The organism is Promicromonospora sp. NPDC023987 (assembly GCF_040639055.1).
Taxonomy (GTDB): domain Bacteria; phylum Actinomycetota; class Actinomycetes; order Actinomycetales; family Cellulomonadaceae; genus Promicromonospora.
Genome location: NZ_JBEZZF010000001.1, coordinates 202,225 through 215,152, shown reverse-complemented (window position 1 = coordinate 215,152; position 12,928 = coordinate 202,225). Strand labels below are relative to the sequence as shown.

10 protein-coding genes are annotated in these 12,928 nt (G+C 71.3%); 5 read left to right on the top strand and 5 right to left on the bottom strand.

The genetic code is table 11. The features are described from left to right. The first annotated feature begins 14 nt into the window (after positions 1–14). The gene (locus tag AB0F40_RS00995) at positions 15–1,907 is read left to right on the top strand and encodes a right-handed parallel beta-helix repeat-containing protein (RefSeq protein ID WP_357462740.1); all 1,893 of its coding nucleotides are present in this window, start codon (positions 15–17) and stop codon (positions 1,905–1,907) included. Between the two features lie 65 nt (positions 1,908–1,972). On the opposite strand, the gene AB0F40_RS00990 is transcribed toward AB0F40_RS00995, so the two are convergent. The 3 genes from AB0F40_RS00990 to AB0F40_RS00980 form a co-directional block, all read right to left on the bottom strand. Continuing rightward, a complete protein-coding gene (locus AB0F40_RS00990; protein ID WP_357462737.1) occupies positions 1,973–2,992 on the bottom strand; it encodes a helix-turn-helix domain-containing protein in 1,020 nt (339 codons plus the stop codon). Positions 2,993–3,057: 65 nt separating this feature from the next. After that, positions 3,058–3,552: a Fic family protein gene (locus AB0F40_RS00985; RefSeq protein ID WP_357462735.1), complete on the bottom strand. Its 495-nt coding sequence runs from the start codon at positions 3,550–3,552 to the stop codon at positions 3,058–3,060. Next, positions 3,528–4,079: a hypothetical protein gene (locus tag AB0F40_RS00980; RefSeq protein WP_357462731.1), complete on the bottom strand. Its 552-nt coding sequence runs from the start codon at positions 4,077–4,079 to the stop codon at positions 3,528–3,530. Before AB0F40_RS00980 ends, AB0F40_RS00985 begins: the two co-directional genes overlap by 25 nt. 152 nt (positions 4,080–4,231) lie before the next feature. Between AB0F40_RS00980 and AB0F40_RS00975 the strand changes: the two genes are divergently transcribed. Continuing rightward, the gene (locus tag AB0F40_RS00975) at positions 4,232–5,548 is read left to right on the top strand and encodes an MFS transporter (RefSeq protein ID WP_357462729.1); all 1,317 of its coding nucleotides are present in this window, start codon (positions 4,232–4,234) and stop codon (positions 5,546–5,548) included. A gap of 137 nt (positions 5,549–5,685) precedes the next feature. Beyond that, positions 5,686–6,876, top strand: coding sequence for a PLP-dependent transferase (locus tag AB0F40_RS00970; RefSeq protein ID WP_357462725.1), 1,191 nt, complete (start codon positions 5,686–5,688; stop codon positions 6,874–6,876). 108 nt (positions 6,877–6,984) lie between these two features. On the opposite strand, the gene AB0F40_RS00965 is transcribed toward AB0F40_RS00970, so the two are convergent. Together AB0F40_RS00965 and AB0F40_RS00960 are read right to left on the bottom strand one after the other, a co-directional pair. Beyond that, positions 6,985–8,148 carry an acyl-CoA dehydrogenase family protein gene (locus AB0F40_RS00965; RefSeq protein ID WP_357462721.1) on the bottom strand — a complete coding sequence of 388 codons (1,164 nt, stop codon included), beginning with the start codon at positions 8,146–8,148 and terminating at the stop codon, positions 6,985–6,987. Between the two features lie 28 nt (positions 8,149–8,176). Next, entirely contained in the window at positions 8,177–9,337 is a 1,161-nt protein-coding gene (locus AB0F40_RS00960) for a helix-turn-helix domain-containing protein (protein ID WP_357462718.1), read from the bottom strand. A gap of 166 nt (positions 9,338–9,503) precedes the next feature. On the opposite strand from AB0F40_RS00960, the gene AB0F40_RS00955 reads away from it, so the two are divergent. Both AB0F40_RS00955 and AB0F40_RS00950 read left to right on the top strand, forming a co-directional pair. Then, positions 9,504–11,207: an aldehyde dehydrogenase family protein gene (locus AB0F40_RS00955; RefSeq protein WP_357462715.1), complete on the top strand. Its 1,704-nt coding sequence runs from the start codon at positions 9,504–9,506 to the stop codon at positions 11,205–11,207. Between the two features lie 76 nt (positions 11,208–11,283). After that, on the top strand, positions 11,284–12,879 hold the full coding sequence (locus AB0F40_RS00950) for an AMP-binding protein (protein ID WP_357462712.1): 1,596 nt from the start codon (positions 11,284–11,286) through the stop codon (positions 12,877–12,879). Positions 12,880–12,928: the final 49 nt, after the last annotated feature.

Genomic DNA, 12,928 nt, shown 5'->3' with positions numbered 1-12,928 from the left:
CCGAGAGGACAATGATGTCCAGACAATGGATCCGGAACGGCACGGTGGCGGTCGCCGCTCTGAGCCTGGTCGCCACGATGACCGGCGGAGGGATCGCTTTCGACCGGCTCACCAGCGTCGTGACCTCCGGCGCGTGCCCGGAGCTCTACGTCTCCCCGTCAGGGGACGACCAGGGCAAGGGAACGGCGGGCGACCCGTGGAAGACGGTCGCCAAGGCCCGTGACCACATCCGGGAGAAGGGCCTCAACAGCGAGAACCGGATGAAGTGCGACGTGACCGTGAACCTCGCGGCCGGTGACTATCCCGTCACCGAGACGATCGAGTTCACGGAGCAGGACTCCGGCGGCGGTGGCCACCAGGTCGTGTACCGCAGCGCCGACGGCCCGGGCAAGGCCAACCTCGTCGGCGCCGAGGAGGTCACGGGCTGGGAACCGCACCAGGACGGCATCTATAAGGCCGAGGTCGACGGCGACACGCCCTTCTACACGCTCTTCGTCGACGAGGAGCGGGCCACGACGGCGCGTCACCCGAACCGGACGTCGGAGGACACGCACGCCCCGTACCTGTTCTCGCGGCTCATCGAGCCGGAGAAGGAAGGGGTCCGTGACCAGGTCGGCTACAACCCCGGCGAGTGGGACGAGTCGGCCGATCTGGGCTCGTACACCAGCTGGCCCGCGCAGGTGAGCATCTGGTCGGGTGGCTCGTGGAGCTGGTTCACGGACACCGTGCCGATCAAGAACGCGGACACGGCGGACAGCGACAACAAGATCATCCTGGACCACTGGACGCGGTACGCGATGATCAACAGCCGCAGCGGGTCGCGCTACTTCCTGCAGAACTCCCTCGACTTTCTCGACCAGGCCGGGGAGTACTACCTCGACCACGAGGCCGGCGAGGTGTACTACAAGCCGCACGGCGACATGGACGACCTGCGCGTCATGCGTCCGACGGTCGCGAAGGTCATCGACATCAAGGGTGCGTCGCCCGAGGACCGGGCGCACGACATCACCTTCGACGGGATCGGCGTGCAGTACTCCGACTACCTCGGCTGGTACCGCTCCGGCTGGATCAGTTCTGGCGACTCGGGCTACGCGCACAAGTATCCCGAGTACGACCGGCAGATCGAGATGCCCCGCAATCGGTTCGGCGCCATCACGCTGGAGAACACGAGCGGCATCACCCTGACCGGCATGCAGATCCGGGACACGGGGTTCCACGGCGTGTACGCGCTGTTCGCCAACGACCACCTCACGGTCGAGAACTCGCTCCTGGAGAACCTGGGCGCTGACGGGATCAAGGTCGAGGGCGGCTGGCCCGGTGAGGGCGACCTGTCCCATGACCACATGTTCCGGAACCTCTACATCCACCATGTGGGTGAGCTGGTGCCCGGTGACTCCGCCGGTATCGAGCTCATGGGTACCGGCGACAACACCGTCGAGCACGTCCACGTGCGGCACTCCTCGCGCTACGGGATCAGCCTCGAGTCCCGGCCCGAGGTTGTCGACGGCGACCAGTACACGGACAACAACACGTTCCGGTACATCAAGATCGAGGATGCGGGGCTCGACTCCGGGGACATGGGTGCGTTCTACACGTACGGCGTCGCGAACCAGGAGCCCCACCCGATCAAGAACACGGTGGACCAGATGGTCATCGGTGACGTGATCCCGGACCCCGCCGGTGCGATGCCGGACAGCGGAACCCGGGGGATCCACATGGATGCCGGTGGCTGTGGCTTCTCGTTCAGCAACATCGAGGTGGGCGAGACGACCGACCAGTCGTACCAGTCCTACCAGTGCAACGAGGTCGCCAACGCCGACTGGGAGGACGGCTTCGATGCCGGCCAGATGGAGTATGACCTGATCGGTGTCACGGACGCGTTCCCCTACCCGGTCCCGGAGGACTGAGCTAACCGCTGGTCGGGCTTGTCGAGACCCACCAGGTCTCGACAGGCTCGACCAACGGTCACCCGTCACGCCGCGCGGTGGAACGTCCTGCGGTAGGCGGTGGGGGTGACGCCGAGCGCCGACTGCACGTGGGCCCGCAGGGACTGCGCCGTGCCGAAGCCGCACTCGCGCGCGATCTGCTCCATCGGCAGGTCGGTGGACTCCAGCAGGGTCCTGGCGTGCTCGACCCGTTGCCGGGTGAGCCACTGGCCAGGGCTCTCGCCGGTCTCCTCGCGGAACCGCCGCGTGAACGTCCGCACCGACATCGCGGCGTGCCGCGACAGCTCGGCCAGCGTCAGGGGTTCGGCGAGCCGCTCCGTCGCCCAGGCCCGCGTCGCCCCGGTGCCGGGCCCGTCCTGGTCAGGCAGGAACCGCTCGATGTACTGCGCCTGTCCGCCCTCGCGGTGCGGGGGCACCACGGTGCGGCGAGCGACGTCCTGCGCGACGGCGGCCCCGTGGTCGCGGCGTATGAGGTGCAGGCACAGATCGATCCCCGAGGCGACGCCCGCCGAGGTGAGCACGTCGCCGTCGTCGGTGAACAGGACCTCCGGGTCCAGCCGGACCCGCGGGAACAGCTTCCGGAACCGGTCCGTCGTCGCCCAGTGCGTGGTGGCCGGCCGGTCGTCCAGCAGCCCGGCGGCCGCCAGCGCGAACGCCCCGGTGCAGATAGACACGATCCGCGTACCCGGCCGGATCCGGCGGAACGCCTCAGCGAGCTCCGGCGTGAGCAGCCCCTTCTCGTACACGGGCCCGTACTCGTGCGACGCCGGGACCACCACCGTGTCCGCGTCCTCGACGGCCTCGGGGCCGTGCGCCACGTGGACCGCGACGTCGGAGTCCGACTGCACCAGCCCTGGGCCGCCCGGCGTGCAGGTCACCACCTCGTACAGGGGCGCGAGCGCGGAGTCCCGTGCCGTGCCGAAGATCCGGTGCGGGATGCCCAGCTCGAACGGGATGAAGCCGGGCCGGATCAGCACCGCGACGCGGTGCGGCGCGGGTCCGAGGTTCGAGACCGTCGGCGTTCCCGCTGGCTGTGACGACGTCATGGCCTGATCTTAATCAAAAGCGTTGATCCGGCCGCCGTGAGTTCGGCGCGAGTCCGATGGCAGGGTCAGGCCCTGCGCCTACCGCGGTTGGCAATGTACTCGTCGACCCATGCCCGAGTGCTTCTCCAGTGTCCGTCGTCTCCGCGCTGTGCTTGGAGTCGTCCGCGCTGCGCCGCATTGACCAAGGCGATCCGGCTGATCGCGTGCGTCGCAAGGGCTGCGAGGGGAACTAGGTCCTCCGGGTTCGCAACGGCCGGAACGACGAACCTGTACACGTTGTCGAGCACGGCACGCGCGAAGATCTCTGCGAGCGGGCCGACCGCCCCCTTGTCCGCGCGGCGCAGTGCCGTGAGGTATCGCGTGCGCTCCCGTTTCTGGATGATTGCGGGCGCATACCCCAGGCGAACGAGAACGAGGTTGGTCAGGAGCCGTCCGGTCCGGCCGTTGCCGTCGAGGAACGGGTGGACCTGTTCGAACGCCACGTGCGCGCTGGCCAGGGCTTCCATCGCATGGCCCGGTGCGTCTGGGAGCGCGTTCACCTGCTCCAGCCAGTCGCGCATCTTTGCATCGACGAACGCATGCGACGGGGCCGCATGCCCTCGGGGAACGCGCGGATGTCGTGCTGTCGGAAACTGCCTGGGCCCTCTGCCGGCGTTGCGTCTGGGTGCGGTGTGACGCCCCATACCGGTCCCATGGCAAGTTCATGTATGTAGCGAACCTCAGTGAGCGTGACGAGTGCGCCATCACCGATACGGTCTGGAACGACCGCCTGGTCGTAGACCCATCTGGCTGCATCGCCGTACCCCTTGACCTCCATGTATTCCGCGAGGTCTTTGTTGCCGACGGCTCGGCCTTCGACCAAAAGCTGTTCGACCTGCGAGAGCACCAACGTGTTGCCTTCGATGGCTGTCGAGCTGTGTGCTTCGTGTACCCAGATGTCGTCCCAGATCACGCGAGCTTGTGCCGGGGCGGGCAGGCCTCCGAGCTGTTCCTTGAGTTCTGCCATCGCCTGGTCGAGCCTCTCGAATACCGCCTGGCGGCTCGGTCGGCCACGACGGCTTGGCGTGCTGTTGCTGTCGTTGGGCACATTTAATTGAAGCACAGCAACAGCGCAGTTGCTGTGATGGGGCCGAACTAATGACAGCACAGCAACGGCCCTACAGGTACTTGGCCTGATCTTATCGAACAGTGACCACCCGGCCACTGTCCGAACCCAGACCACTCCAGCAGGCTTGCGCAGTGACGCAGATCAGCACGCCAGCGCCCGACGCCGAGAGCACGTCCCAGCCGTCGGCTCCCCGCAGCACACCCCCGCGCATCCACCCGGCCTGGTGGGTGGCCATGGTCAGCTTCGTGACGATCATGTGCGCCGCCGCGTTCACCGCCGTGCCCGGCCTCTTCGTGGACCCGCTGCACGCCGAGCTCGGCTGGTCGCGCGCGACCATCGGCCTCGCGGTCGGCCTGCAGTCGGTGCTCTACGGGCTGACGGCGCCGTTCGCCGCCGCCCTGATGGACCGGTTCGGCATGCGGCCGGTGGTCACCGTCGCGCTGGTCGTGATCGCGGGCGGTGCGCTGTCGACGGTCTGGATGTCGGAGCCGTGGCAGTTCCTGCTCGGCTGGGGACTTCTGGTCGGCGTCGGCAGCGGCAGCATGGCGCTCGCCTTCACCGCGACGATCACCGGACGCTGGTTCGTCGCCCGGCGCGGTCTGGTCACCGGCGTGCTGACGGCGGCGACGGCGTCGGGCCAGCTCGTGTTCCTGCCGCTGCTGGCCTGGATCGTCGAGAGCCAGGGCTGGCGGCCGGCGTCGGCGACGGTGACCATCGCCGCGCTCGCGGCGGTCCCGCTCGTCCTCTTCCTGCTGCGGGACCATCCGGCAGACCTGGGCCTGGCACCCTACGGCGGCGAGTACACGCCGAAGCCCGCACCGGTTCGCGACGTGGCGCGACGCACCGTCACGGCCCTGTTCTCGGCGGCTCGCACCGGTCCGTTCTGGCTCCTGGCGGGCGCGTTCGCGATCTGCGGCGCGACGACGAACGGGCTGGTCCGGACGCACTTCGTGCCGGGGGCGCACGACCACGGCATGCCGATCACCGTCGCCGCGAGCCTCCTCGCCGTGATCGGCGTCGTCGACGTGATCGGGACCATCGGGTCCGGCTGGCTCACCGACCGGTACTCGCCCCGCGTGCTGCTGGGGGTCTACTACACGCTGCGTGGTGTCGGCCTGCTGTTCCTGCCGTCGCTCATGGCCCCGCAGGTCGAGCTGCCGATGGTGTTCTTCATCGTGTTCTACGGGCTGGACTGGGTGGCGACCGTGCCGCCCACCCTCGCCCTGTGCCGCGAGTTCTACGGCGACGGCGCGCCGATCGTGTTCGGGTGGGTGCTCGCCTCCCACCAGATCGGGGCTGGCGTCGTGGCGTTCGCCGGCGGCCTGGTCCGTGACGTCACCGGCTCGTACGACGCCGTCTGGTACGGCGCGGGCGTCCTGTGCGCGGGGGCGGCGCTCATGTCGCTGGTGCTCCGGCGGGCGAGGCAGGCCGAGGGCCGACGAGCCTGAGACGACCCCTGCACGATGCACGCGACACGCCGACGGTGGCGTGCATGGTGTTGGAGTCGATTCCGCAGGCCCGGGAGGTTCGGCCACGCTCCGGACGGCTGCGGCCCGGGCGCTCGCGCGGACGTATTCTCGCGCCCATGAGCACTGCCCCTGAGCACCGCGCGCCGTCTGCGCTCGCGCCCGCCACCGTCGTCGTCTCCGCCGGGCGCCCCGAGCGCACCCAGGGCGGGCACATCAACCCGTCCCTCCCGCTCAACTCGACGTACGTGTCGCGCGGCGTGATCACGCCCGGCGAGCTCTCGTACGCGCGCGGTGACAACGACGCCTGGCACCCGTTCGAGCAGGCGCTCGCCGCGCTGGAGTGCCAGGGCGGGGCGGACGACGGCGGGTCGCCCGGTGTGGGCCTCGTCTTCGGCTCCGGCATGGCGGCGATCGCCGCCGTCTTCTCCCTGGTGCCCGACGGCGGCACCATAGTGCTGCCCCGGCACGCCTATCAGGCGGGCATGGTGCTCGCCGACCAGGTCAGGGACCGGCACGGCGTGACCCTCCGGCACGTCGACATCACCGACACGGACGCCATGGTGGCGGCTCTCGACGGCGCCGACCTGCTGCTCGTCGAGTCGCCCACCAATCCCATGCTGGAGGTCGCCGACCTGCCCGCCGTGCTCGGGGCAGCCCGTGCGCGCGGCGTGCGCTCGGTGGTGGACAACACGTTCGCGACACCGCTGGGCCAGAGGCCGCTGGAGCACGGCGCCGACATCGTGCTGCACTCGGTGACCAAGTACCTCGCCGGCCACTCCGACGTCGTGCTCGGCGCGCTCGTGACCCGCGACGCCGAGCTGGCCGCCACCCTGCGTGAGCACCGCACCCTGCACGGCGCCATCGCGGGGCCGTTCGAGGTGTGGCTCGCCCTGCGTGGCCTGCGCACGCTGGCGCTGCGCTTCGAGCGCGCGCAGGCGAACGCCGCCGAGCTGGCCCGGCGCCTCGCGGACCACCCCGAGGTCGCCGAGGTGCGGCACCCGTCGTTGCCCGGCGACCCCGGGCACGGGCGCGCGAGGGCGCAGATGAACGGTTTCGGCGCGATCATCGGCGTCCGGCCGGTCGGGCGGGCGGGCACTGGCACCGTGGAGCGGGCCGACGCCGTCGTGGACGCCGTGCGGCTGTGGCTCCCCGCCACGTCGCTGGGCGGGGTGGAGTCCATGCTGGAGCGCCGCCGCCGCTGGGGCACCGAGGCGGTGACGGTGCCGGAGGACCTGCTGCGCCTGTCGGTCGGCATCGAGGACGTCGAGGACCTCTGGACGGACCTGGACCGGGCGCTGCGGGCGTGAACCCGGGGTGGTCGGTAGCCCGCCCGAGTAGTCGGTAGAACGTCAGGTGATCGGTAGCCCGAGCTGCCGATCACCTGACGTTCTACCGACTACCCGGGCCCCCGCCAGTTATTCCAGCGGGCCCAGGAGGGACTGGGCGACCGTGGCGTGGGCCGAGTCGTCGCTGGACGGGTGGAAGATCCCCGCGAGCACGTCCCGGTAGAGCCGGCCCAGCTCGGAACGGTTGAAGTACGTGGAGCCGCCGGACACGCGGACCGCCTGGTCCACGACGTCCCGGGCGGCCTCCGTGACCCGCACCTTCAGGCCCGCCGTCGCCCGGAACCAGCCGGCACCCCGGTCCAGGGTGCTGTCCGACGCCGAGGCGTCGAGGTCGCGGGTGATCCCGTCGATCTGGAGCCAGACGCTGTCCTGCGTCAGCGCCATGTCGGCGATGCGGCGGCGCGCGTCCGGGTCCTGGGAGTACGGCTTGCCCGTCTTCATCGACGTGCGGCGGCCCACCGCCTCGACGGCGAGCTCCAGCGCCCGGTCGGCGATCCCCGCGTACACGGAGGCGAGCAGGATCTCGAACGACGTGAAGATGCCCAGGACGTACGGGTCCACCGTGGGCCCGGGCGGCAGCAGGCGCAGGACCCGGTCCGCGGGCGCGTGGGCGCCGTCGAGCATCGTGGTGCGTGACTGGGAGGCCCGCATGCCGATCGTGTCCCAGTCGTCGAGGATGTCGAAGCCGCCGCCCTCGCGGGTGATGAAGGCGTGCACCAGCCGCTGATCCTCCTCGCCGCCCGACGAGTCGAGCCCCAGCACACCCAGCCGCGTCCAGGCGGGCGAGTTGCTGGTAAAGATCTTGCGGCCCGTGAAGCTGAAACCCCCCGAACCGTCGGGCCGCGCCTCGGTGCGCGAGCCCAGCAGCACCAGGTCGTTGCCCGGCTCGGAGTAGCCGAAGCCGAACACCTCGCCCGACGCCGCCTCCGTGAGCAGCCAGTCCAGCGACGAGTCGCCGCGTTCGTGCAGGTAGCGCCCGACGCCGACCCACACGTGGTGCATGTTCACGGCCAGCGCCGTCGCCGGGGCGTGCGCCGAAAGCCGGGCCTGTGCACGAGCCGTCTCGCGCAGCGAGAGGCCAGCGCCGCCGAGTGCGGTGGGGACCATCGCGCCGAGGTAGCCCGCGGCGTGCAGGTCGGCGAGGTCCTCGGCGAAGAAGGCGTTGTCGCGGTCGTAGTCGGCGGCTCGCTGGCGAAAGGTGGCGAGCAGCTCGTCGGACAGGAGGGAGGTCACCCGATGAGGCTAGCCCCAGGCGGTGATGTCACGCCGCGTCCCGCTGGAGCCGGCGCGCCCGCACCGCCGCGTACAGCTCGGCGGCGGCGCGCGGGTCGTTGATGTCGCGGCCGGTCAGGTCGGCGACTCGGGCCAGCCGGTTCAGCACGGTGTTCCGGTGGCAGTGCAGCGCGGCGGCGGCCCGGGTGCCGGACCCGCCGTGCTCGAACCACGCCTCGATGGTGGTGAGCAGGAGCTCCTCGTCCCGCGGGTCGCGGTCCCGGAGGCCGCTGAGCACTGCGCTGGCGAGCTCGGCGGCACGCTCGCCGTCGGCCGCCAGCAGGACGTCCAGCGGACGGTCTCCGTAGCGGGCGAGCCCGGCCACCCCCAGGGGCAGGGAGCGCACGGCGGTGCGGGCCTGGGCGAGGGCGGCCGGTGCGCCGGCCAGGTTCGTGAACGGCCGGCTCGCGCCGGTCGGGGCGTGCACCGCGAGGCAGGCGACGGCTTCGTGCGCGTCCTCGGAGGTGGGTGCGGCCACGAGCGTCAGCCGGGCGCCCTCGTGCGTGAGCCAGCGGGTGGTCACCCGGGAGGTGTCCACGCCGACGTCCTCCGGGGCGGGCGCCGTACCTGGCAGCGCGGCAGGGGGCAGCCCGGGCGCCGTGACGGCGACGACGAGCATCACGTCGCTTGGCAGGCCGAGTGCGCGGCGCGCGGTCTCGAGGTCGTGCACCGCCCCGGTGAGGACGCCGCGCAGCAGCTCGGTGCGGGCCATGTTCGCGCCCAGGCCGGCGGCAGTCTCCAGGTGGGCCCGCACGGCGACGTTCGACGAGCGGTCGATGGCGAACCAGACCCGCGACGAGGCGCGGAGCAGGGCGGCGGTATCGGTCTCGGAGCGCAGCCGCCGGGCGACCTCCTCCCAGATCCGCAGCCCGGCCAGCCGGTAGGCGTGCTGCAGCAGGTCCAGCGGCATGCCCTCGGCGGCGCTGACCTGACCGGCCTCCCGCGCGGGGGCGAGAGACGAGGTCTCACCGGCGAGTGCTGCGAGGATCTCCGCGACGTTCGCCCGGACGAGCGGCTGGATGGCGGCCGCTGGGAGCCGGGTCTCCTGGTAGGTCGGTTCCGCGTGCAGGATGCCTTCGGCCACCTGCGAGCTCAGTAGTTCGAGGGCATCGCGGAGGTCAGGGCGTGCTTCTCCAACGATGTCCGACATACCCGGCAGCGTAACGGCGAGGCGTCGACTGTGCATCGAAGGTCGGAATGTCAACCGGTACTGGGTCTCGCGCTGGACCGGGTAGGACCCCTAGGCTATTGGAGTCCGGGTCAGTGGCAGCCCGGTCCCGGACGGTCGGATGCCAAGCGGTCGAAGGAGACAGCTGATGAGCGTGACGGACGCGCGAGCCACCACGGAGCCCGAGCTCGACCGGGCGGTCGAGGAGCTCCAGGTCGGTGCGGAGCGCTGGGCACAGCTGCCCGTCGCGGTCAGGGGAGCGCTGTTCCGGAGGGTGCACGCGTCGATAGCAGAGGTCGCCGACGAGTGGGCGACGGCCGCCGCCGAGGCCAAGCACGTCGCGCCGTCCGCCCCGTACGCGGGCGAGGAGTGGATGACCGGCCCGTACGGAGCGCTGGAGAGCGCCGCCACCTACGCCGCGTCGTACGAGGCGCTCGCAGCGGGCAGGTCGCCGCTCGACGGTCTCGCCGTCGGCACGGCGCCGGGTGGACGGGTGGCGGTGCGGGTCCTGCCGCGCACGGTCAAGGAGCGGATCCTGTTCAACGGCTTCCATGCGGAGGTCTGGATGCCGCCGGGCGTGACCGAGCGGCAGGTGCGCGATGACGTCGGCCTGGGCGCGGGCACGGTGGGCGAGCACGGCGGCGTCGGGCTGGTGCTGGGCGCCGGCAACATCTCGTCCATCGCGCCGCTCGACGCCTTCTACGAGCTCGTCGCGCACAACCGCGCCTCGCTCGTGAAGCTCAACCCGACGTTCGGCGCCCTGCTCGGGGTGTACCGCAGGGCGCTGGCGCCCCTGATCGAGGCGGGCGTGGTCCGGGTGGTCAACGGCGACGGCGCCGTCGGCGCCTACCTCACGGCGCACAGCGGCATCGAAAAGGTGCACATCACCGGCTCCGCCGTCACGCACGACGCGATCGTGTGGGGCACCGGCGCGGAGGCGGAGCGGCGTCGGGCGGCGGACGATCCCCGGCTGCGCGTACCGATCACGAGCGAGCTGGGCGGCGTCGCGCCGATGATCGTGGTGCCCGGCCGGTGGAGCGCCGCCGACCTGCGGTACCAGGCCGAGCACCTGGTCTCCATGCGCCTGCACAACGCGGGGCACAACTGCGTCGCGGGGCAGCTCGTCGTGCTCTCGGCGGACTGGGACCAGAAGGACGCGTTCCTCGCCGAGCTGCGTCGTGCCCTGGCGACCCTGCCGGCTCGCGCGCCCTGGTATCCCGGTACGGATGCCAAGGTCGCGCGGGCCTCCGACGCGCACCCGGACGCCGAGCACGTGAGCGGGCGCATCCTGATGGAGGTGGCCCCCGGCGACCCGGCGTGCAGCGACGAGTACTTCGCGCCGGTGCTGGCGTGGACGCAGCTGCCCGGAGAGGGCGCCGAGTTCCTGCGGGCCGCCGTCGGCTTCGCCAACGACTCCCTGTACGGGACGCTGGGCGCCAACCTGGTGGTGCGGCCCCAGGACCGCGCGGCGCTGGGGCCTGCGTTCGACGCAGCGGTCGCCGACCTGCGCTACGGCACCATCGCGATCAACGCCTGGACGGGTGTCGGCTTCCTCCTGCCGGGGGCCACGTGGGGCGCGTTCCCCGGGCACACGGTGGCCGACATCGGCTCCGGGGTCGACGTCGTGCACAACGGGCACCTGCTGGCCGGACCTGAGCGCAGCGTCGTGACGGGGCCGTTCCGCCCGTTCCCCCGCAGCGTGCTGCACGGCGAGCTCTCCCTCTTCCCGAAGCCGCCGTGGTTCAGCGGCTCCCGGAGCGGGACGGAGACGGGCCGGCAGCTGACCCGCTATGCGGCGGCGCCGTCGTGGCGCCGGCTGGTACCGGTCCTGCTCGCGGCCTTCCGTGCGTGACGGAGGGGTCTGGATGCACAATGCTCTTGCGCCGGACCAACGGGGGTCCGGCGCGGCGAACAGAGGGAGACCGATGATGGTTGTCCGGAGCCCGCTGCCCGACGTGGAGATTCCGTCCGTCAGCGTCTACGAGTACCTGTTCGGCGATATCGCCTCCGACGACCTGGACCGCGTAGCGGTGGTCGACGGCGTCAGCGGGGCGGAGACGACGTTCCGCTCCCTCCTCGCGCAGATCGACGCGGTGGCAGGCGCCATGGCGGCGCGCGGGTTCGGGGTGGGCGACGTCGTCGCGCTGCACGCCCCCAACGTCCCCGCCTACGTCACCGTGTTCCACGGGCTGCTGCGGGCCGGGGTCACCGTGACCACGGTCAACGGCCTGGCCACCGGCCCGGAGATCACCAAGCAGCTGGCCGACTCCGGTGCACGGCTCATGATCACCGTGTCGGCGCTGCTGGCCGCGGGCGAGGCCGGCGCACGCGGCGCGGGCCTCACCGACGAGCAGATGATCGTGCTCGACGGCGGCTCCGGCGCCACCGAGGGCTGCCCGTCCCTGGCCGACCTGCTGGCCGAGCCGCGCCCGGCACCCGAGGTCTCGTTCGACCCCGCGACGCACCTCGCGGTGCTGCCCTACTCGTCCGGCACGACGGGCCGGCCCAAGGGCGTGATGCTGACGCACACCAACCTCGTGGCGAACGTGGCGCAGTCCCTCGCCATCGGCGTGGGGCCCGACGACGTCGTGCCCTGCATTTTGCCCTTCTTCCACATCTACGGCATGACCGTGCTGCTCAACCTGGCGCTACGGACCCGGGCGAAGCTCGTGACGCTGCCCCGGTTCGACCTGGCGCAGTACCTCGGGGTCATCCAGGAGCACCGGGCGACGTTCCTGTTCGTGGCGCCGCCCATCGCGCTCGCGCTGGCGAAGCACCCGCTCGTGGACTCCTACGACGTCTCCAGCGTGCGGGCCGTGCTGTCGGGGGCCGCGCCGCTCGACGACAAGCTCGCCCAGGCGGTGCTCGACCGGCTCGGCGACAGCGTGCGGGTCCTGCAGGGGTACGGCATGACCGAGATGTCGCCCGTCTCGCACTGCATCCCGTTCGACCGCACGGACATCCCGCCCGGGTCCGTCGGGCTGCTCGTCGCCGGCATGGAGGCCAGGATCGTCGACCCGGCGACGGGCGCCCAGATCGAGCAGCCCAGTGAGGGCGTCTCGGCCCCGGGTGAGCTGCTGTGCCGCGGGCCGAACGTGATGGTCGGCTACCTCGGCAACCCCGGGGCGACGTCGGACACCCTGGAACCCGACGGGTTCATGCACACCGGCGACATCGTCACCGTCGACGCCGACGGCGTGTTCCGGGTGGTCGACCGCCTCAAGGAGCTCATCAAGTACAAGGGCTACCAGGTCCCGCCCGCCGAGCTGGAGGCGCTGCTCCTGTCCCACCCCAAGATCGCCGACGCCGCGGTGATCGGCCTGCCGGACGACGAGGCCGGCGAGATCCCGAAGGCGTTCGTCGTGACCGCGCAGGGGGAGTCGCTGAGCGCGGCCGAGGTCATCGCGTACGTCGCCGAACAGGTCGCCCCCTACAAGAAGGTGCGGAGCGTCGAGTTCATCGAGGCGGTGCCGAAGTCGGCCTCCGGGAAGATCCTGCGCAAGGATCTCAAGGTGGCCCCGTAGGTGCCTGTTCGTGCGGGTCCCGTTCGAGCGGGTCCTGGACGGCAGGTCC

Excerpts from the sequence above, each read along its gene's own strand:
- AB0F40_RS00995 (WP_357462740.1), top strand. The coding sequence starts at position 15 with ATGTCCAGACAATGGATCCGGAACGGCACGGTGGCGGTCGCCGCTCTG.
- AB0F40_RS00955 (WP_357462715.1), top strand. The coding sequence starts at position 9,504 with ATGAGCGTGACGGACGCGCGAGCCACCACGGAGCCCGAGCTCGACCGG.
- AB0F40_RS00990 (WP_357462737.1), bottom strand. The coding sequence starts at position 2,992 with ATGACGTCGTCACAGCCAGCGGGAACGCCGACGGTCTCGAACCTCGGA.
- AB0F40_RS00950 (WP_357462712.1), top strand. The coding sequence starts at position 11,284 with ATGGTTGTCCGGAGCCCGCTGCCCGACGTGGAGATTCCGTCCGTCAGC.
- AB0F40_RS00960 (WP_357462718.1), bottom strand. The coding sequence starts at position 9,337 with ATGTCGGACATCGTTGGAGAAGCACGCCCTGACCTCCGCGATGCCCTC.
- AB0F40_RS00970 (WP_357462725.1), top strand. The coding sequence starts at position 5,686 with ATGAGCACTGCCCCTGAGCACCGCGCGCCGTCTGCGCTCGCGCCCGCC.
- AB0F40_RS00985 (WP_357462735.1), bottom strand. The coding sequence starts at position 3,552 with ATGCGCGACTGGCTGGAGCAGGTGAACGCGCTCCCAGACGCACCGGGC.